We start from the raw sequence: 19,300 nt of genomic DNA on the forward strand, positions 1-19,300 counted from the left end.
AGGGTCGCTTCGCGTCAGCCGGGCGTGTGTCCGGGTGTGCGTCCAGCCGCGCCGCCGATTTCATGTGACACGCATAAAAAGCAGCATTCGCTAAAGAACTCGCGCGCGCAGCCGTTAATACGACTTAACGCACTCCGTCCAACGCACATTCATTCCGCATATCCATGTCTCTGCCCATCGTGATCGCCGACGACTCGCTGCTCGCCCGCAAGGTGCTCACGAAGGCACTGCCCGAGGACTGGGACGTCGAGATCTCCTACGCGTCGAACGGACAAGAAGCGCTCGCGCTGTATCGCGCCGGGCGTGCACCGGTCATGTTTCTCGACCTCACGATGCCCGACATGACGGGCTTCCAGGTGCTCGAAGCCTTGCGGCACGAGGACCTGAACACGTTCGTGATCGTCGTTTCCGCGGATGTCCAGCCGCGCGCCCAGGAGCGCGCGCTCGCGCTCGGCGCGATGGCATTCGTGCCGAAGCCGGTCACGCAGGAGACGCTGCTGCCCATCCTCAAGGAGTACGGGTTGTATGCCTGATCGAGTGTTCACGGAAATGCAGCGCGACGCGCTCCAGGAGATTGCCAATCTCGGCATGGGCCAGGCCGCCACGCGCCTGTCGGGGCTCCTCAACGCCTTTATCGAGCTCTCGGTGCCGCGCGTGCGCGTGGTCGCCGTGAGCGAGGCCGCCCACGCACTGCGCGAGATGACCGGCATCGACGGTCCGGTCACGGCGGTGCGCCAGGGCTTTCGCTCCGAAATCAAGGGCGAGGCGCTCGTGATCTGCCGCAGCGGCGAGATCGACGAGTTGGGCGCGCTGATCGGCGGCCCCTACGCGGAATCCACGCGCGATGCGCTCACCGGGCAGGAACTGATCTTCGACGTAGCGAACGCGCTGTCCGGCGCGTGTGTCTCGTCGATGCTCGACCAGCTCGGGCGCCTGCCCGTGTTCTCGCAGCCAGGGCTGCTGGGCGAAGCCATCATGCTCGACGAGGTGTTCCAGCCCGGCATGCTCGCCTGGGATCTGGCGCTCCTCGTGGAAGTCAACTTCGCGCTGGAAGATCAGCGCTTTCGCGCGCATCTCGTCATGCTGATGGCCGAGGAATCGATCCATTACGTGAGCCGGGCCATCGACGCGCTGCTGCACAGCCTATGACTATTCGCGACCTGTCGATTTCGCCGTCATCGACGCCATCCCTGCCGCCGTCGCTCTCGGACCTCGTCGTGGAGCGCGTGGGCTTCGGCCTCTTCGTGCTCGACCGCGAAATGAACGTGCTGATGTGGAACCGCTTCATGCAGGACCACAGTGGCGTGGTGGCCGCCGATGTGATCGGCCGCTCCGTCTTCGAGCGCTTTCCCGATCTGCCGCGCGCGTGGCTCACGCGCAAGGTCGAGAGCGTGTTCCAGCTCGGCAGCTTCGCATTCAGTTCGTGGGAGCAGCGGCCCTACCTGTTCCGCTTCGACCACGATCGCCCCATCACGGGCGGCGTGGACTATATGCAGCAGGACTGCACCTTCATGCCGCTCATGCGCGAGCGCGAGGTGATCGCCGTGTGCGTGACCATCTCCGATGTCACGCACGTGAGCGTCATGCAGCGCGAGCGCGAGGACGCCGTCGCGAAGCTGCGCGAATATGCCGACCGTGACGGCCTCACGGGCATCGCGAACCGGCGCTATTTCGAGGGGCGGCTCGCCGACGAATTCGCGCGCTGGCAGCGCTACGGCGGCGATATCTCGGTGCTGCTCTTCGATCTGGATCACTTCAAGAAGATCAACGACGAATTCGGCCACGCCGCCGGCGACACCGTGCTGCGCGCCATGTCGCAGCGGGTGGCGCAGGTGGTGCGCAAGCAGGACGTGTTCGGGCGCTTCGGCGGCGAGGAGTTCGCGCTGCTGCTGCCGTGCACGCCGCTCGACGACGCGCTGCACGTGGCCGAAAAAATTCGTCACACGATTAGCGACGCGCCCGTGGAGGTGCAAGGCGTGGTCGTGCCCGTCACGGCGAGCGTGGGTGCCGCCGCCGCGCGGCCCGGCGCGGCCGGTTATGAGGTCATGATCAACGAAGCCGACGCGGCGCTCTACAGCGCCAAACGCCAAGGGCGCAACCGCGCCATCGCGCTGGGTTGCGAGTTTTCCTGATATTTGACCGGCTGAACGGGTAATCGGCCGCCGCCGACCTGCCGCGCCTGCGGCGGCGGGTAAAGATTGCTATACTTTTGGCCGTTTCCGGCCGCGAACCCTGAACGTCGTTGCGACGCTCCGGTGCTCCCGAGGCCGGTGCCTCGCGCGTGTCCGCGCGCGCGGGCGACCCGCGGCATGCGGGCCCGAATATCTGAAAAGCCCCGTCGAGGGCGCCCCCAGCGGAGATCGTCTTGGCCGTTTCCAACCTCGTCGTGGACGATACACATCAAACCGACGCCGCCGCCGCTTCGTCGGGCAGCTCGTTTTATCTGGCGATGCGAATCCTGCCGCCTGCGCAGCGCGACGCCATGTATCAGGTCTACGCGTTTTGCCGCGCTGTCGACGACATCGCCGACAGCGACCTGCCGCGCGCCGAGCGTGCGGCGGGGCTCGACCAATGGCGCGCCGACATCGACGCCTGCTATGCCGGCACGCCGCGCGCCTCGCTCGCGGCGCTCACGCGCCATATCCACACCTTCGGGCTCGCGCGCGAGGATTTTCACGCGATGATCGACGGCATGGCCATGGACGCCGCTGAGGACATCTGCGCGCCCGACGAAGCCACGCTCGACCTCTACTGCGACCGCGTCGCGAGCGCGGCGGGCCGTCTCTCGGTGAAGATTTTCGGCATGGAGGACGAGCCCGGCCGCCTGCTCTCGCACCACCTCGGGCGCGCCTTGCAGCTCACGAACATCCTGCGCGACATCGACGAGGATGCGGACATCAACCGCTGCTACCTGCCGCGCGAGTTGCTCGCGCGCGAGGGCATCGCGGCGTCGAATCCGCATGAGATCGCCGCCGATCCTTCGCTGCCGCGCGTGTGTGCGACGCTCGTGCAGCGTGCGCTCGCCCACTTCGCCGAAGCCGACGCCATCATGGACCGCGCGCCGCGCGCGCTGGTCAAGGCGCCGCGCATCATGTCGGGCGTCTACCGCGTGCTGCTCGAGCTCAATGTCGAGCGCGGCTTCGACCTGCCGCGTACCAAGGTCGTCAAGCCGCGCGCGCGCCTCATGTGGATCGTCGCGCGCTACGCGCTGTTTTAGTGCAGACCCTGATGCCTCGGCTCGTCCACGTGATCGGCGCGGGGCTCGCGGGCCTCGCGGCGGCAACCCGGCTCCAGCGGCGCGGGGTCCAGGTCGCGCTGCACGAGGCAGCCCCCCAGGCCGGTGGACGATGCCGTTCGTACTACGACCGCACGCTCGCGCTCACGCTCGACAGCGGCAATCATCTCGTGCTGGCGGGCCATGAAGAAACGCTCGACTACGTGCGCACGATCGGCGCCGCCGACGAGCTCGCGGGACCCAGCGACCCGGCCTTCGCGTTCATGGACCTCGCGGCGCGCTCGCGCTGGACCGTGCGTTTTTCGCGCTCGCGCGTGCCGTTCTGGATCGGCGACGCCAATGCGCGCGTGCCGGGCACCAAGGTGTCTGAATATCTCGCGCTGCTGCCGCTCCTGTTCGCCAAGCCCGGCCGCACGATGGCGCAGACCATGCGCTGCGACGGCCCGCTCTGGGACCGCTTGCTGCGCCCGCTCTTTCTCGCGGCGCTCAACGTCGAGCCGCGCGAGGCCAGTGCGGAGCTGGCGGCCACGCTGCTGCGCGACGTGCTGAGCGCGGGCGGCGAGGCGTTCCGGCCGCTGGTGGCGCGCAACGGCCTCTCGAGCGCATTCGTCGATCCGGCGCTGCGCATGCTCCAGCATGGCGGCGCGGCGATCCGGCTCGATTCGCGCTTGAAGGAGATCGCATACGACGACGCGGCGGGCCGTGTCGTCGCGCTCGATTTCGAGAGTGGCCGCGTCCCCTTGGGCGAGGACGAGGCCGTCGTGCTGGCGGTGCCGGCCGCCGTCGCCGCCGCGCTGGTGCCCGCGTTGCAGACGCCGCAGCGCCACACGGCCGTCGTCACGGTGCATTTCGCCGTGGAGCCGCCGCACGGGATGGCCACGCCGATGGCGCTGGTGAACGGCACGGCCGAATGGCTCTTTGCGGGCGCGGGCCGCATGTCGGCGACGATCCACCATGCTGCGGCCTTCGACACGCTCGATGCGCTCGCGCCCGAGGACCTCGCGCGGCGCGTCTGGGCGGACGTGGCGGCAGCGGCTTCGCTGCCCGCGCAGCCGCTGCCCGCCTGGCAAATCGCGCGCGAGGCGTATGCGACCTTCGCCGCCGTGCCGCAAGAAGAACTGCGCCGCCCGGCGGCGCGCACCCGCTGGACCAACTTGACGCTCGCTGGCGACTGGACCGCAACCGGTCTGCCCGCGACGATCGAAGGGGCAATCCGCTCGGGCCGCAAGGCCGCGGAACTGCTTCTGCCTTAAAGGATGTACCGATGAACGATCTTTCAGAGGCCATGCCGGCCGACGACTTGGCGAATGCGCCTGGCGCCGCGCCGACGCTCGACAACGCGAGCGCGCTGGCCCCCGCAGTGGCCTCCGCAGCCATGCTCAACGCGAGCGACGCGCTCGACGCCGCCGTCACGCGCGCGACCGACGCGATCCTCGCCGACCAGCGCGCCGACGGCCACTGGGTCTACGAACTCGAAGCCGACGCCACGATTCCCGCCGAATACGTGCTGCTCGTGCACTACCTGGGCGAGGAGGCGAACCTCGAGCTCGAAGGCAAGATCGCGCGCTACCTGCGCCGCATCCAGCTGCCCGGCGGCGGCTGGCCGCTCTTCGCCGAAGGCGAGATGGACGTAAGCGCGAGCATCAAGGCTTATTTCGCGCTCAAGATGATCGGCGATGCCGAAGATGCCGGGCACATGGTGCGCGCACGCGAGGCGATCCTCGCGGCGGGCGGCGCGGAAAAGGCCAACGTGTTCACGCGCATCCTGCTCGCGCTCTACGGCGTGGTTAGCTGGTACGCGGCGCCGATGATGCCGGTCGAGATCATGCTGCTGCCCAAGTGGTTCCCGTTCCATCTCTCGAAGGTGTCGTACTGGGCGCGCACGGTGATCGTGCCGCTGCTGGTGCTCGGCGCGAAGCGGCCGGTGGCGAAGAACCCGCGCGGCGTGCGCATCGACGAGCTGTTCCGCGGTGCGCCCGTTACCGTCGGCTTGAACGAGCGCGCGCCGCACCAGAGCCAGGGCTGGTTCGGCTTCTTTCGCGCCGTGGACGGCGTGCTGCGCATCGCCGATCCGCTCTTTCCCGCGTATCTGCGCCAGCGCGCGATCGACGCGGCGGTGGCCTTTGTCGACGAACGCCTGAACGGCGAGGACGGCCTCGGCGCGATTTTCCCGGCCATGGCCAACGCCGTGATGATGTACGAGGTGCTCGGCTACCCCGCCGATCATCCGCATCGCGCGATCGCGCGCCAGTCGCTGGAAAAGCTCGTGACGATCCACGCCGAGGAAGCCTACGTCCAGCCGTGCCTCTCGCCGGTGTGGGACACCTCGCTCGCGGCGCACGCGCTCATCGAAACGGGCGATGCGCGCGCGCATGAAGCGGCGCGCCGCGGCCTCGAATGGCTGCGCCCGCTACAGATTCTCGACGTGCGCGGCGACTGGATCTCGCGCCGCGCCGATGTGCGTCCGGGCGGCTGGGCCTTCCAGTACGCGAACCCGCACTACCCCGACGTCGACGATACGGCCGTGGTTGTGGCGGCGATGCGCCGCGTCGAGCAGATCGACCAGACCAACGCCTACGACGAGCCCATCGCGCGCGCGCGCGAATGGGTGGTCGGCATGCAGAGCAGCAACGGCGGCTGGGGCGCGTTCGAGCCCGAGAACACACACGAATACCTGAACAGCATTCCGTTCTCGGATCACGGCGCATTGCTCGATCCGCCGACGGCCGACGTCTCGGGCCGCTGCCTCTCGATGCTCGCGCAGCTCGGCGAACTGCCGGCGGCGAGCGAGCCGGCGCGCCGCGCCTACAACTACATCCTCGCCGATCAGGAAGCGGATGGCAGCTGGTACGGCCGCTGGGGCATGAACTACATCTACGGCACGTGGACGGCGCTATGCGCGCTAAACGCGGCGGGCCTCGAACACAGGGATTCGCGCATGAAGCGCGCGGTGCAATGGCTCGTCGCGATCCAGAACGACGACGGCGGCTGGGGCGAGGACGGCACCAGCTACAAGCTCGAGTACCGCGGCTACGAACGCGCGGCGAGCACGGCGTCGCAGACGGCCTGGGCGCTGCTCGGCCTGATGGCCGCGGGCGAGGTGAACCATCCCGCAGTGGCGCGCGGCGTCGCCTGGCTGCAGGCCACGCAGCGCGAGCACGGTCTCTGGGACGAAACGCGCTTCACGGCTACGGGCTTCCCGCGCGTGTTCTATCTGCGCTACCACGGCTACCGCAAGTTCTTCCCGCTGTGGGCGCTCGCGCGCTACCGCAACCTCAAGCGCGACGGCGTCACGCACGTCAAGGTCGGCCTGTGACGATGGCGGTTGCCTCTACCACTGCGACATCCGCCGCTGCGCGCGCGGGGCGCACGAAAAGTACGCTGCCCGTGATCGCCGTGACCGGCATGGCTTTCGAGGCAAGCATTGCGGCGGGCAAGGGCGGCGACGGCATCGAGGCGGTCTACGCCGCGCGCGCCGACCTGCTCGAACGCGCACTCGCGGCGGCGCTCGATCGCGGCGCCTCGGGCGTCATTAGCTTTGGCACGGCGGGCGGTCTGGGGCCGGATCTCGAACCAGGCACGCTCATCATTGCCGATGCCGTTGATGGTCCGTTCGGTCGCGTCGCTTGCGACGCGGCATGGAGCGAGCGCATGGCGGCGGCGCTGCTGGACTCGCCGCTGGCCATGCGGACGCGGCGCGGCGCGGAGGCCGCCGTGGCCGCACCGCTCACCGGCGCGGCGGACAAGGCGGCGCTTCACCGGTCGAGCGGCGGCGCGCTGGCCGTCGACATGGAGTCGCATCTGGCCGCCGCTGCGGCGGCCGCACGCGGCCTGCCGTTCGCGGTTTGCCGCGCGGTGGTGGATCCGGCGTGGCGCAGCCTGCCGAAGGCCGCGATGGCCGGCCTGCGCGACGACGGCTCCACGGCCGTCCTGCCGATTTTGCGTGAGCTCGCGCGCGACCCGCTGCAACTAGGCGGCCTGCTGCGCGTGGCGGCCGACGCCGGCGCGGCGCGCAAGGCGCTCACGGCCGCGCGGCGCGTACTGACGGCCTCTGGCGCCTTTTTCCCTGGTTGATTTGGCAAATAAGCCAACGCCTGCTATTGCAAAACCTAGGGAAAACCCTATATCTGGTAACATACTGGTGTTAACCCTAGGTCTGCTTTCGAGGCTTGGGGGACAGAGCATGTACAGGAGTTACCAGCCATGAATTTTCATACCCGCAAATGGGTCAAGCCCGAGGATCTGAATCCCAACGGCACGCTGTTCGGCGGCAGCCTGCTGCGCTGGATCGACGAAGAGGCGGCCATCTACGCGATTTGCCAGCTCGATAACCAGCGCGTCGTGACCAAGCTGATTTCGGAGGTCAACTTCGTGAGCTCGGCGCGTCAGGGCGACATCATCGAGCTGGGCATGAAGGCGACGCACTTTGGCCGCACCTCGATCACGCTGCGCTGCGAAGTGCGCAACAAGGTCACGCGCAAGAGCATCCTGACGATCGAAAAAATGGTGTTCGTGAACATGGGCGCCGACGGCAAGCCCGCGCCGCACGGGCGCGAGCAGATCCGTTACGCCGACGAGGCTTACGAGCGCTATCGCCAGACCGTGCAGAGCGCGGCGGACGCCACGGCGCTGGCGGCCGCGAATGAAGCGCAGCGCGAGGTCGAGCACGAAGACGCAGCGGTGCATTGAGCGGCGCGCGTCGCGTTAAAAAGAAAAAACCCGGCAGGTTGGTGACCTGTCGGGTTTTTTTGTCTCTGCGTCAACAACAGATAGGGCCAGGGCTTGAATCTGTCGTTTAGCCAGACTAGACTAATTTCAATCGGCGATGAATCCAGGAGATGCGGCCATGAACTATGTGAATATGCTGGAAGCCAAGTCGTCTTTGTCGCGCCTCGTTGAGGACGTCGAACTGGGGCGGGAAAAGGAAATTATCATCGCTCGTGGCGGACGGCCCGTTGCGCGCCTTGTGCCTCTCGCTCCAGGTGTATCGGTTGAGCGGCGCATTGGGATAGCCAAGGGTGCCTTCGAGGTTCCCGATGACATCGACACCTGCAATGACGAAGTGGCAGCCCTGTTCAACGGGGTCGGCGAATGAATGTTCTGCTCGACACGCACATCGCGCTCTGGGCCATCACCGATAGTCCCAAATTGCCCATAAAGGCGCGGGATCTCATTTTGGCGGAAACCAGCACAATCTTCGTGAGTGCCGCGAGCATCTGGGAAATCGGCATCAAGTTTTCGTTGCAACGTGGCGATATGCCGGTATCCGCAAAAGTCGCGTTGCAATACTTCCGCGACGCGGGATATCGCATTCTGCCCATCGAAGCCGAACATGCTGCGGCCGTCGAAGCCTTGCCATTGCATCATCAAGATCCATTCGACCGGCTTCTGGTGGCCCAGGCATTGACCGAGCCTCTTCGGCTGATCTCGCACGATCGGCAAGTCGCGCGATACAGCGATAGCATCGTTCTCGTTTAGTCCATAGTCGGATCAAAAAAACCGGCAGTCCTGGCGGCCTGCCGGTTTTTTTGTGTTCGCGCCACACCGGCTAATGGGCGGCGCGGGCATGCCACACGCTTTAAGGCGCCGATGCAGGTTGCGCAGGCGCAGCGGCCGAAGCTGCCGCAGGCGCCGAAGCCGATTGTGCAGGTGCGGCTTGCGCCGCACCGCTCGCCGCCGTCGCAGGCGCTGCGCCGGTCGACTCGCCTGGATCTTCGTAGTTCGGCAGCCCGTTGTTCGAAGCGCCCGATCCACCCTTGGCACCCGAGGACCCACCCGACTTGCCTGGATCCTCGTAATTCGGCACGCCGTTGCCCGCCTTGCTGGATGCCCCCGCGGCTCCCGAGACCCCTGCGGCACCAGCGCCGCCCGGCGTGCTCTCAGCCCCTTCATTCCCCTCGGCGCCCGGATCGCCGTAATTCGGCGGCGGCGCGTTATTGCTCTGCGAGCCGCGAATCAGCGATTGGCGCTGCTGCCTGTACGCGTCGCGCACGAACGAATACGGGTCGAGCGCCGCCTGCTTGAGCAGGTCGGTGGCGCCGAGCAGGTCCGCGCGTACGCTCACGAACTGCGCGAAATACAGCGGGTTGCGCACCGCGGGCTCGATGTAGTTGAGGATATTGAACTTCACGTCCACGCCCATGCCGATGCCGTCGCGAACGTCGCTCGGCCCGAACAGCGGCAGCACGAGGTAAGGGCCGGCCGGCACGCCGTAGTGACCGAGCGTCAGGCCGAAGTCCTGATGGTGCTTCGGCAGCCCCGCGAGCGTGGCGAAGTCGATCAGGCCGCCCAGACCGAAGGTCGAGTTCATCGCGATGCGCATGAGGTCTTCGGTGGCGTCGGTGATCTTCAGTTGCAGCAGGTTATTGGCGAAGTTGCTCACATCGCCCAGGTTCGAGAAGAAGTTCGTGACCGCTTGACGCAGCGGTTGCGGCGTCACTTTCTTATAGCCCTTCGCGATCGGCTGCGCGACGTAGGTGTCGAGTTTGTCGTTGAACGTGAAGATCGCGCGGTTGGCCGGCTCGAACGGATCGCCTGGCTTACGGTCGGGACCTGTGGCGCAGCCCGACGTCACGAGGAGCGCCAGGCTGGCCGCCGCCATGGTGAGCGCGGCTTGTTTTTTAATCATCGGTCGATCCCCTGAATTTCCGATCGTGCGCGCTTGGCGCGTGGCTTGCCCATCAGCACCGGCTGGAACACCACGGCGCCGATCAGCGTGCAAAACAAGGACAGCGCGAGCAATTTGCCCATGCTCGACGTGCCCGGATGGTGAGAAAGCCACAGGCTACCGAATGCCGTGGCCGTGGTTGCGGCCGAGAACAGCACCGCATGTGTGAGGCTGGACTGCAAGAGGCCGGTCTGCCCCGCGCGCCAGGCCATCACGAAATAGATTTTGAACGCGACGCCCACGCCCAGCATCAGGGGAAGCGCGATGATGTTGGCGAAATTGAGTTGTATACCGAACACAACGCACAGCTCGAGCGTCACGAGCGCCGATACCAGCAGCGGAATCAGCGTGCGCAGCACGTCGCTGAAGTTGCGCAGCGTGATCCACAAGAGCGCCGTGATGAGCAGCACCGACCAGCCCGCCGCCTGGAAGAACGCGAGAATGATCACGTTGGCCGAATGCAGGATCGAGATCGGGCCGCCGATGGCGCTCGGCTCGGCTTTCTTCACGGCGTGCGCGAAGCGCGCGAGCATGGTGTCGTCGTTGGGATCGACGCCGGCCGGCACGCGCGGCGCGATATCCACGATTGCCTGGCCCGTGACCGGCGAGATCCAGTCGTCCACCATTGCGCGCGGCAGGTTCTCGCGCGTGATGGACGAAGGTTGCAGGAGGCGCGCGAGCTGCGCGAATGCGAGCTTGAGCGGCAGGCTGAAGGCGGCTTCGGCGCGCTCGCGCGTGGCGGCGTTCGCGTTCGCGAGCTTCTGCAGGCTATCGGAGAGATGCTTGGCCTCGGCGGCGCCCGGTCCCGGGTGATCGCTTGCCGCGAGCGCGAGCTGCCTGGCCGCGCGCTTGAGCGTGTCCACGCGCACGGCGTCGGTGACCGGCGCGGACGGCTGCTGCGTGAGCGCGGGCAGCAGTTGCTGCGCTGCGCTTGAGATCAGCATGAGTTTTTGCTGCTGGTCGTCGGGGATCAGCGCGCTGAGCGTGGTGGCGCGGCCCACTTCGGGCAGCTTTTCGAGCTTCCGGGCGATGGTGTCGGCCTCGGCGAGGTTGGGCGCGAGCGCGCTCACGTCGTTGATCGAGATGACCGGCGAGTTCTTGAGCGCGATGAGCGTCGCCATCGACTCGGTATGCGGATCCTTCAGGTGCAGCGGGTTGAAGTCGAAGCGCAGGTGCAGCAGCAGCGGCGTCGCGCCCAGAATGACGATGAGCGAGCCGATCAGCACCGGCTTGCGATGCTCGGCGAGCCACGTGTCCACGGGCGCGAGGAACGGGAAGCCCGGCGAGGCGCGCTCGCCCCTGGGCTTGAACACCTTGATGAGCGCCGGCAGCACCGTCATGTTCGCGACGTACGCGACGAACATGCCCACGCCCGCGATCTGGCCGAGCTCGGAGAGGCCCTTGTAGGCGGTGGGCAGAAACGAAAAGAAACTTTCCGCGACGGCGATGGCCGCGAGCGTGAGCGGCACGCCGATGGTGCGCGCGGTCTTGAGCAGCGCGGCGTCGAGGCGCTCGTCCTCGAAACGATGCTCGCGGTACTTCACGCCGAACTGCACCCCGAAGTCGACCCCGAGCCCGACGAACAGCACCATGAAGGCGACCGACAGCATGTTGAGCGAGCCGATCATGAAGAGGCCGAGCGCGGCCGTGATGACGAGGCCGATCACGAGCGTGACGAGCACGGCGCCGATCAGGCGGCCCGAGCGCAGCGCGAGCCAGAGGATCACGAGCACGACGATGGCCGTGATGACGCCGTTGAGCGCGGCGCCATCCTGCACCGAGGCGAACTCTTCGTCGGCGAGCGGCTGCTCGCCGGTCAGGCGCACGCGCGCGCCGTATTCGGTGTCCAGATGCAGTTGCGCGGCGGTATTGCGGATCGCCTGCGAGGCGCTCGCGCCGGCCTTGAGCGCTGCAAAGTTCAGCACCGGCTGAACGGTGACGAACGCGAACGCGGGCTTCGCGGCCGAATCCTTGTCGACGAGCGCGCGCCAGGAGAACGCGGCGGGCTTGCCGGCGAGCACCTGGTCGACCACGTCGGCGGCGCTGCCGAGCAGGGGCGCCATTTGCGGCAGCTTCACCTGACCGATGGTGAGGGGCAGTTGCAGCGTGGTCGTGAGCGTGCTGGCGAGGCCGGCGAGGCTCGGGTCCTTCGCGAGCTGGTTCACGAGCGGGCGCGCCTGCACGAGCTGGCCCGTGGTGGAGAGCACCGTCTGCGTGGATGGAAACAGTAGCCCGTTGTGCTCGAAGAACGGCCCGCCCGCGGGCTGCGACACGGCGCTGAATTCGTGCGAATCCTGCTTGAGGGCGTCGGCGAGCTTGTCGGCGGCGGCGTCGGCGAGCTCGGGCGCCTGCGCCTCGACCACCACGAGCAGCGACGAACTGCGCTGCGGGAACGCCTTGTCTTTCGCCTCGCCGAGCGCGGCCCATTCGGCCTTGCTCTCGACGAGGCCGCTCACGTCCGTGTTGATCTTGAAATGCTTCGCGACGTACACGCCGCTCACGGCGGCGAGAACGAGCGCGAGTGCGATAACCCACGCCGCGCGGCGCACCGACCAGGCGACGAGGTGGATGATGAGTGGCTTCAGCATAGAGGCGAGGGGGCCTGGTCGTTTGACTGTTCTTGATGAGAAGCGCCCAAGTATACCGGCCTGGCTCATCCCGGCACGCCTCGCGCACATGAGCCTATGTGCCAAAGCCGTTATACTGGCCCGGTCGGGGCGGGATCGGACCTCGGGTGAGGCTGCCGGTCGAACCTTTGGTCGGGCTTTTTCTGAACCACCGTGCCGGCGCCTGATATTCACTGTTCAAGAACGCGTATGAAACGTTATCTGACCGCATTTCTCGCCGCCGCTTTCCTGTCGGGCGTTTCTGGCGCCGCCCTCGCTCAGTCCTCGCCGGACGCCGTTGTCAAGAGCGCGGTGGAAGGCACCGTCAAGGCGATGCAGGCCGACCCGCAAGCGCGGGGCGGCGACATGAACAAGATCACGAGTGTGGTCGAGACCCATTTCGTGCCGGCCACCGACTTCCAGCGCACCACGCGCATCGCGATCGGCAAAGCCTGGAGCACGGCCACGCCCGAGCAGCAGCAGAAGTTGTATGAGCAATTTCAGCTCCTGCTCGTGAAGACTTATGCATCGTCGCTCTCGCAACTGCGCGATTCCCAGGTCTCCTTCAAGTTCGCGGCGTCCAACACCGCTGCGGGCGCGAAAGACACGGTCGTGCAGTCGCACGTGCTCAGCAACGGCGGCGACGACGCCATCGACTATCGCCTCGCGCGCACCGCCGGCGGCTGGAAAATCTACGACATCAACATGATGGGAGCGTGGCTCATCCAGGTCTATCAGACCCAGTTCGCCGACCAGATCGCCAAGGGCGGCATCGACGGACTCATCAAGTATCTCGTCGACCACAACGCACGCGGCTGAGGCGAACCAAGGCCTCGCGCCTTCGCCACGGCTTCGGTGCTAGACGGCGCGTCCTCCGCAAGAGGCGCGCCGTTTGCTTTTGATGTGCGCGCTTCAGGCGCCTTCCCGCTTCCTGCGGTTCTCCACCGCGAATTTGATCAGTTCTGCCTGGCCTTCGATGTCGAGCTTGCGCTTGAGATTGAGCCGGTGCGTTTCCACGGTGCGCACCGACAGCCCCGCGCGCTGCGCGATCTGCTTGCTCGAGAGGCCTTCGGCGAGCGCGTCGAGAATGTCCAGCTCGCGCGGCGTGAGGCGCTCGACGGGCGTTTCCTTGAGCGACGCCTGCAGCATGCGCGTGCCCAGGCCTGCGCTGAAATACGTCTGCCCCGCCAGCACGGCCTCGATTGCGCGCACGATCTCGGTAGCCGGCGAATCCTTGAGCACGTAGCCGCTCGCGCCCGCGCGCACGGCTTGCGTCACGTACTCGACGTTGTCGTGCATCGAGAGCATCAGCACGCGGATAGCCGGAAAGCGCTCGTGAAAGATGCCCGCGAGCGCGATGCCGTTCATGCCGGCCATGCCCACGTCCATCAGCGCGAGATCGGGTTCGAGCGCGGCGGCGAGCCCGATGGCTTCGTCGGCGTTGCCCGCCTCGCCCGCGACTTCGAGGCCCGGCACGGCTTCGAGGCGCGCGCGCAGGCCGTCGCGCACGAGCGGATGATCGTCGACGAGCACGAGGCGCGCCGGTTTGCCTGGTTCGTTCATGGTGTCTCTTTCTTGTAGCGTCGTTTAGTGCGTTTGCCTGGGCTTCGTGTCAGCGTCGGCGCCGGCAGCGCGCGCCGTGGCGTGGGCCGTGCTGGCGGGGCGGATCGGCACCCAGGCGTCGACCACGGTGTGGCCCGGCTTCGAGCTGACCGATAGCCGCCCGCCAAGCGGCTCGAGCCGCTCGCGCATGTTGCGCAGGCCCATGCCCGCGCGTGGATCGGCGAGCGCATGCGCGACATCGAAGCCACGGCCGTTGTCGGCGATGGCGAGCGTCACGCCATTCGGCGCGACGTCGAGCGTGAGCACGGCGCGCCGTGCGCCGGCGTGCTTCACGATGTTGGTGAGCGCCTCCTGGGCGATGCGGAACAGCGCCGTGTTCACGGCGTCGGGCAAGGGCGCCGCGCTCAGGTTCGAGCGCGCGCCGCCGTCGGGCTGGGTACCCGGCCTGGTGCCTGATTTGATGCCCGGTTTTGCGCCCGGTTTTGCGCCCGACTGCGCGAAGTCGATCTCCATCTCCGATTCCTCGGCCAGCTCGCGCGTGAGCTGTTCGAGCGCGGCGGCAAGGCCGAGATCATCGAGCATCGCCGGACGCAGCGCGTGCGAGATGCGGCGCACTTCGCGCAGCGTGTCCGAGAGCCGCGTGAGGCCGGTGGACAACGAGGCCTCCGCGGCGGGCACGCGCGCCTCGCCGTGCTCGAAGCGCGCGAGCGCCGATTCGAGCAGCAGCTTCGCGGAAACGAGCATCTGGCTGATGCCGTCGTGCAGCTCGCGCGAGAGGCGCGCGCGCTCCTGCTCCTGCGATTGCACCACTTGCTGCGCGAGGCGCTTGAGTTTCGCGTCGGTGCTGCGGTACTCGCTCACGTTGAGCACGAGCGCGCCGAGCGCGAACACGCCCACGCCCGCGAGCGCGATGATGCCGAGCCATTGCAGCGTGCGCTCGATGTTGGCCGAGGCGCGCTCGTCGGTACGCGCGAGCGTGGACTCCACATCGTCGAGATAGATACCGGTGCCGACCATCCAGCCCCAGCGCGGCAGCGCGACGACATAGCCGAGCTTCGGCGCGAGCTTGCCCGTCGATGGGCGATGCCACATGTAGCGCACGAAGCCGCCGCCGTGCGAGGCCGCCGTCACGAGCTGCTGAATGGTCAGCGCGCCTTGCGGGTCGCGCAGATTCCAGAGATCCTGGCCGACGAGGCCCGGTTCGCGCGGATGCATGAGCGAGCGGCCGCGCATGTCGTAGACGAAGAAGTAGCCGTCCGTGCCGAAGTTCATCCTCTGCAGCACGGCGAGCGCGGCGCGCTGGCGGGCGGCAAGGTCCGCGGGCACGGGCAGCGCGGCGGCGCTCGCCGCAGCGGCGGCATCGACGGAACCGGCGGAACCGGCGGAACCGGCGTCAAGGGCGGCGCTAACGTTGGCTTCGGGCGCGTACAGTGGCGCGATGGCGCTGGTCGCGAGCTCGACGTAATGGCGCAGCTCGACTTCCTTGCTCGACAGATACGCGGCCTGCATTGTGGCGTGTTGCGTGCGCGCGAGCGCGGTCGCCTGCTGCCGCACGCCGATCCCGATGCTGGCAATCGCCGCGAGAAATGGCACCACCGCAAGCAGGAAGATCTTCGTCTTCAGGCGGTCGTTGAAGAAAAATGGGGCGGGCATGGCGGCGTTCGGGTGCTGAATGTCCAGGCAGGGTGCAAGCATAACCGGCTGTGCGTGATGTGCGTTGCGCACCCAGATTTTTAGAGATTGTTGAACGGGCGATGATGCGGGCTGCGAACGGGGCAGCGCCGCTCGTGCTCCTTCGCAGGCATCGTCCGATGCCGGCCGGGTTTTCCTTCTCGCGAGCGGCCCTGAACCTGACGTGACGCACTCCATGACTCGACAGATAACGACGATCCGCCCCCTGCTCGCGAGCGCCGCCGCCTGCGCCGCCGCGCTGCTGCTCAACGCTTGCGGCGGCAATTCCGAGGCCCGCACGCTCTCGCAGACGGCGCTTGCCGTGCCGCAGGTGATCGCCCATCGCGGCGGCACCGGCGACGCACCCGAGAACACACTGACAGCCATCCGCACGGCGCTCGCGAATCGCGCCGACGCCATCTGGCTCACCGTGCAGTTGAGCAGCGACGCCGTGCCGGTCCTCTACCGCCCCGCCGATCTCTCCGCGCTGACCGACGCGCGCGGTCCGGTCGCGTCGAAGAGCGCCGCGGAGCTTGCGCGCGTCAACGCAGGCTGGCAGTTCAAGACGCTGGACGCCTCCGGCCATGACGTCTATCCGTACCGCGGCGCGCCGGTCGGCATTCCCACGCTGGCTGAGGCGCTCGCCGCGATTCCGCCAGACGTGCCCGTCATACTCGACATGAAGGCCTTGCCCGCGCAACCGCAGGCGGCCGCCGTGGCGCGCGTGCTGGACGAAGCCGGCGCGTGGGAGCGCGTGCAGCTCTATTCGACCGACGCGAGCTACCAGCAGGCCTTTGCCGCGTGGCCGCGCGCGCGCCTGTTCGAGTCGCGCGACGCGACGCGCGGGCGGCTTGCCACGGTCGCGCTCGCGCATCGCTGCGAGGCGCCGCCGGCCGCGAATGCGTGGACCGGGTTCGAATGGCGCCGCCAGGTCGATCTCGTCGAGCAGTTCACGTTGGGCGAAGCGCGTTCGACAGTTGCGGACGCAACGCTCTGGTCGTCGCAGGCCGTCCAGTGCTTCCGCACGAATCCGGGCGTGCATATCGTGGCGATCGCCGTCAACAGCGAAGCCGACTACCGGGCGGCGGCCTGCGCGGGCGTGGACGCGGTGCTGGCCGACTCGCCGCATCGGATGGTGCCGGTGCGCGAGGCCTTGCGGCAGGGCTACACCTGCCCTTGAGGCAGCAACGGCCTACGTAGTTGTACGTAGATTGCTTACGTAGTTGTCCGGTTGTGGCCGGCGGTGCGAAGGCGAATACTACACGGCCACTACGCGGCACTACGTGGCCACTACGCGGCTACCACCTGGCGCATTGCGGGCAGATGCGGAACGCCCGCGCACGCACTGCGCCATGCCGCGCCGCGGCCCGGCTCCGATGCCGGGCCAAAGTGGGCATCGACCACCCATAGGCTTAAAGCCATAAAACAACCGGAGACGACATGAGTCGCACATCCAGTTTTATCGTCTGGACGCTAGTCGCGCTGCTTGGCGCGTTTGCGTTCGGCACCATCGCGCTCGCGCACGGCGAGCGAATCAGCGCACTGTGGATCGTGATCTGCGCCGTGTGCGTCTACCTGATCGCATATCGCTTCTACAGCCGCTTCATTGCGACGGCCGTCGTGCAGCTCGACGGCTTGCGCATGACGCCGGCCGTGCGCCATAACGACGGGCTCGACTTCGTGCCCACCAACAAGTACGTGCTGTTCGGCCACCACTTCGCGGCGATCGCGGGCGCGGGTCCGCTGGTCGGCCCGGTGCTGGCCGCGCAGATGGGCTACATGCCCGGCATGCTGTGGATTCTCGCGGGCGTGGTGTTCGCGGGCGCCGTGCAGGACTTCGTGGTGCTGTTCCTCTCCACGCGCCGTGACGGCCGCTCGCTGGGCGATCTCGTGAAGATGGAGCTCGGCCCGGTCCCCGGCGTGATCGCGCTGTTCGGCACCTTCCTCATCATGATCATCATCCTCGCGGTGCTCGCGCTGATCGTGGTGAAGGCGCTCACGAACTCGCCCTGGGGCACGTTCACCGTGGCCGCGACGATTCCCATCGCGATCTTCATGGGCCTTTATGTGCGCTACATCCGCCCGGGCAAGATCGGCGAGATTTCGATCATCGGCTTCGTGCTGCTGATGGCTTCCATCGCGTTCGGCCAGCACGTGCACGACTCGCCCACGCTCGCCGCGATGTTCACCTTCACGGGCACGCAGCTCACGTGGATCCTGATCGGCTACGGCTTCGTGGCTTCGGTGCTGCCGATCTGGCTGCTGCTCGCGCCGCGCGATTACCTCTCGACGTTCCTGAAGATCGGCACGATTCTCGCGCTCGCGATCGGCATTCTGATTGTCGCGCCGGAACTGAAAATGCCGGCCTTCACGAAGTTCATCGACGGCACGGGCCCGGTCTGGTCGGGCAACCTGTTCCCGTTCCTCTTCATCACGATCGCGTGCGGCTCGGTCTCGGGCTTCCATGCGCTGATCTCGTCGGGCACGACGCCCAAGATGCTCGATAACGAAACCCATGCGCGCTTCATCGGCTATGGCGCGATGCTGATGGAGTCGTTCGTCGCGATCATGGCGCTGGTGGCCGCCTCGGTGATCGAGCCGGGCGTGTACTTCGCGATGAACGCGCCGCTCGCCGTGCTCGGCACGACGCCGGACGCCGTCGCGCATACCGTGGGCCAGTGGGGCTTCATGCTCACGCCGGAGATGCTCACGCATACCGCGCAGGCCGTGGGCGAGACCACCATCGTCGCGCGCGCGGGCGGCGCGCCCACGCTGGCCGTGGGCATGGCGCAGATCCTGCACCAGGTAGTCGGCGGCGAAGCGATGATGGCGTTCTGGTATCACTTCGCAATTCTGTTCGAAGCACTCTTCATCCTGACCGCCGTGGACGCGGGCACGCGCGCGGGCCGCTTCATGCTGCAAGACTTGCTCGGCACGTTCCACCCGTCGCTCAAGCGCACGGATTCGCTGCCCGCGAACCTGGTCGCGACCGCTTTGTGCGTGGCCGCGTGGGGCTACTTCCTCTATCAGGGCGTGGTCGATCCGCTCGGCGGCATCAATACGCTGTGGCCGCTCTTCGGCATCTCGAACCAGATGCTGGCCGGCATCGCGTTGATGCTCGCCACGGTGGTGCTCTTCAAGATGAAGCGCGAGAAGTTCGCATGGGTAACGGCGCTGCCCACGCTCTGGCTGCTGATCTGCACGCTCACGGCCGGCTGGCAGAAGATTTTCGACAGCAACCCGAAGGTGAGTTTCCTGGCGCATGCACAGAAACTTTCGGCAGCGCTCGCCGACGGCAAGGTCCTCGCACCCGCGAAGTCGGCCGAGCAGATGCAGCGCATGATCTTCAACGACTACGTGGATGCGGCGCTCTCGGGCCTCTTCATCTTCGTGGTGGCGAGCATCGTGGTGTACGGGCTGATTGCGATTGCGCGCGCGCGCCGCAGCGACCGGCCGACCACGCAGGAAACGCCTTACGAAGCGATGCCTGCGGGCGGCGCGGGCGTCGTCGCGAATCGCGTGCATTGACCCGACGTTATTTGCCGGACGGAGCACATC

17 protein-coding genes are annotated in these 19,300 nt (G+C 67.1%); 13 read left to right on the plus strand and 4 right to left on the minus strand.

All coding sequences use genetic code 11. From position 1 onward, the window contains the following. The first annotated feature begins 164 nt into the window (after window positions 1–164). From L5014_RS19430 to L5014_RS19475, 10 genes are all read left to right on the plus strand, one after another. Complete coding sequence (locus L5014_RS19430; protein ID WP_238465373.1) at window positions 165–533, plus strand: response regulator; 369 nt, start codon at window positions 165–167, stop codon at window positions 531–533. Next, window positions 526–1,149 (plus strand): chemotaxis protein CheC, encoded by a 624-nt coding sequence (locus tag L5014_RS19435; RefSeq protein WP_238465374.1) that lies wholly within the window; start codon window positions 526–528, stop codon window positions 1,147–1,149. The genes L5014_RS19430 and L5014_RS19435 overlap by 8 nt, the downstream gene beginning before the upstream one ends. Next, window positions 1,146–2,132 (plus strand): GGDEF domain-containing protein, encoded by a 987-nt coding sequence (locus L5014_RS19440; RefSeq protein WP_238465375.1) that lies wholly within the window; start codon window positions 1,146–1,148, stop codon window positions 2,130–2,132. Before L5014_RS19435 ends, L5014_RS19440 begins: the two co-directional genes overlap by 4 nt. A 233-nt stretch (window positions 2,133–2,365) precedes the next feature. After that, entirely contained in the window at window positions 2,366–3,217 is an 852-nt protein-coding gene (gene hpnD / locus L5014_RS19445) for a presqualene diphosphate synthase HpnD (RefSeq protein ID WP_238465376.1), read from the plus strand. Window positions 3,218–3,228: 11 nt separating this feature from the next. Then, window positions 3,229–4,488: a hydroxysqualene dehydroxylase HpnE gene (gene hpnE / locus L5014_RS19450; RefSeq protein ID WP_238465377.1), complete on the plus strand. Its 1,260-nt coding sequence runs from the start codon at window positions 3,229–3,231 to the stop codon at window positions 4,486–4,488. A gap of 11 nt (window positions 4,489–4,499) precedes the next feature. Next, window positions 4,500–6,551, plus strand: coding sequence for a squalene--hopene cyclase (gene shc / locus L5014_RS19455; RefSeq protein WP_420800100.1), 2,052 nt, complete (start codon window positions 4,500–4,502; stop codon window positions 6,549–6,551). Between the two features lie 2 nt (window positions 6,552–6,553). Beyond that, window positions 6,554–7,309, plus strand: a complete 756-nt coding sequence (locus tag L5014_RS19460) for a phosphorylase (RefSeq protein WP_238465378.1) — start codon at window positions 6,554–6,556, stop codon at window positions 7,307–7,309. Window positions 7,310–7,438: 129 nt separating this feature from the next. Beyond that, window positions 7,439–7,924 carry an acyl-CoA thioesterase gene (locus L5014_RS19465; RefSeq protein WP_238465379.1) on the plus strand — a complete coding sequence of 162 codons (486 nt, stop codon included), beginning with the start codon at window positions 7,439–7,441 and terminating at the stop codon, window positions 7,922–7,924. Window positions 7,925–8,081: 157 nt separating this feature from the next. Next, complete coding sequence (locus L5014_RS19470; RefSeq protein WP_238465380.1) at window positions 8,082–8,330, plus strand: type II toxin-antitoxin system Phd/YefM family antitoxin; 249 nt, start codon at window positions 8,082–8,084, stop codon at window positions 8,328–8,330. Further along, a complete protein-coding gene (locus tag L5014_RS19475; protein WP_238465381.1) occupies window positions 8,327–8,713 on the plus strand; it encodes a type II toxin-antitoxin system VapC family toxin in 387 nt (128 codons plus the stop codon). The genes L5014_RS19470 and L5014_RS19475 overlap by 4 nt, the downstream gene beginning before the upstream one ends. 100 nt (window positions 8,714–8,813) lie before the next feature. Here the strand turns inward: L5014_RS19475 and L5014_RS19480 are convergent, their stop codons facing one another. Together L5014_RS19480 and hpnN are read right to left on the minus strand one after the other, a co-directional pair. Continuing rightward, window positions 8,814–9,863, minus strand: a complete 1,050-nt coding sequence (locus tag L5014_RS19480) for an MlaA family lipoprotein (RefSeq protein WP_238465382.1) — start codon at window positions 9,861–9,863, stop codon at window positions 8,814–8,816. Beyond that, window positions 9,860–12,490: a hopanoid transporter HpnN gene (gene hpnN, locus L5014_RS19485; RefSeq protein WP_238465383.1), complete on the minus strand. Its 2,631-nt coding sequence runs from the start codon at window positions 12,488–12,490 to the stop codon at window positions 9,860–9,862. The genes L5014_RS19480 and hpnN overlap by 4 nt, the downstream gene beginning before the upstream one ends. Before the next feature lie 228 nt (window positions 12,491–12,718). Here hpnN and L5014_RS19490 point away from each other — a divergent pair, with 228 nt between their 5' ends. Continuing rightward, entirely contained in the window at window positions 12,719–13,327 is a 609-nt protein-coding gene (locus L5014_RS19490) for an MlaC/ttg2D family ABC transporter substrate-binding protein (RefSeq protein ID WP_238465384.1), read from the plus strand. A 93-nt stretch (window positions 13,328–13,420) separates the two neighbouring features. On the opposite strand, the gene L5014_RS19495 is transcribed toward L5014_RS19490, so the two are convergent. Next, window positions 13,421–14,071, minus strand: a complete 651-nt coding sequence (locus tag L5014_RS19495) for a response regulator (RefSeq protein WP_238465385.1) — start codon at window positions 14,069–14,071, stop codon at window positions 13,421–13,423. 24 nt (window positions 14,072–14,095) lie between these two features. Continuing rightward, on the minus strand, window positions 14,096–15,724 hold the full coding sequence (locus L5014_RS19500) for a cache domain-containing protein (protein ID WP_238465386.1): 1,629 nt from the start codon (window positions 15,722–15,724) through the stop codon (window positions 14,096–14,098). Between the two features lie 214 nt (window positions 15,725–15,938). Between L5014_RS19500 and L5014_RS19505 the strand changes: the two genes are divergently transcribed. Both L5014_RS19505 and L5014_RS19510 read left to right on the plus strand, forming a co-directional pair. Next, a complete protein-coding gene (locus L5014_RS19505; protein WP_238465387.1) occupies window positions 15,939–16,922 on the plus strand; it encodes a glycerophosphodiester phosphodiesterase family protein in 984 nt (327 codons plus the stop codon). 260 nt (window positions 16,923–17,182) lie between these two features. Next, the gene (locus tag L5014_RS19510) at window positions 17,183–19,270 is read left to right on the plus strand and encodes a carbon starvation CstA family protein (RefSeq protein WP_238465388.1); all 2,088 of its coding nucleotides are present in this window, start codon (window positions 17,183–17,185) and stop codon (window positions 19,268–19,270) included. The last annotated feature ends 30 nt before the right edge of the window (window positions 19,271–19,300 follow it).

The sequence above is a fragment of the Paraburkholderia tagetis genome (assembly GCF_022213065.1).
Classification (GTDB): domain Bacteria; phylum Pseudomonadota; class Gammaproteobacteria; order Burkholderiales; family Burkholderiaceae; genus Paraburkholderia; species Paraburkholderia tagetis.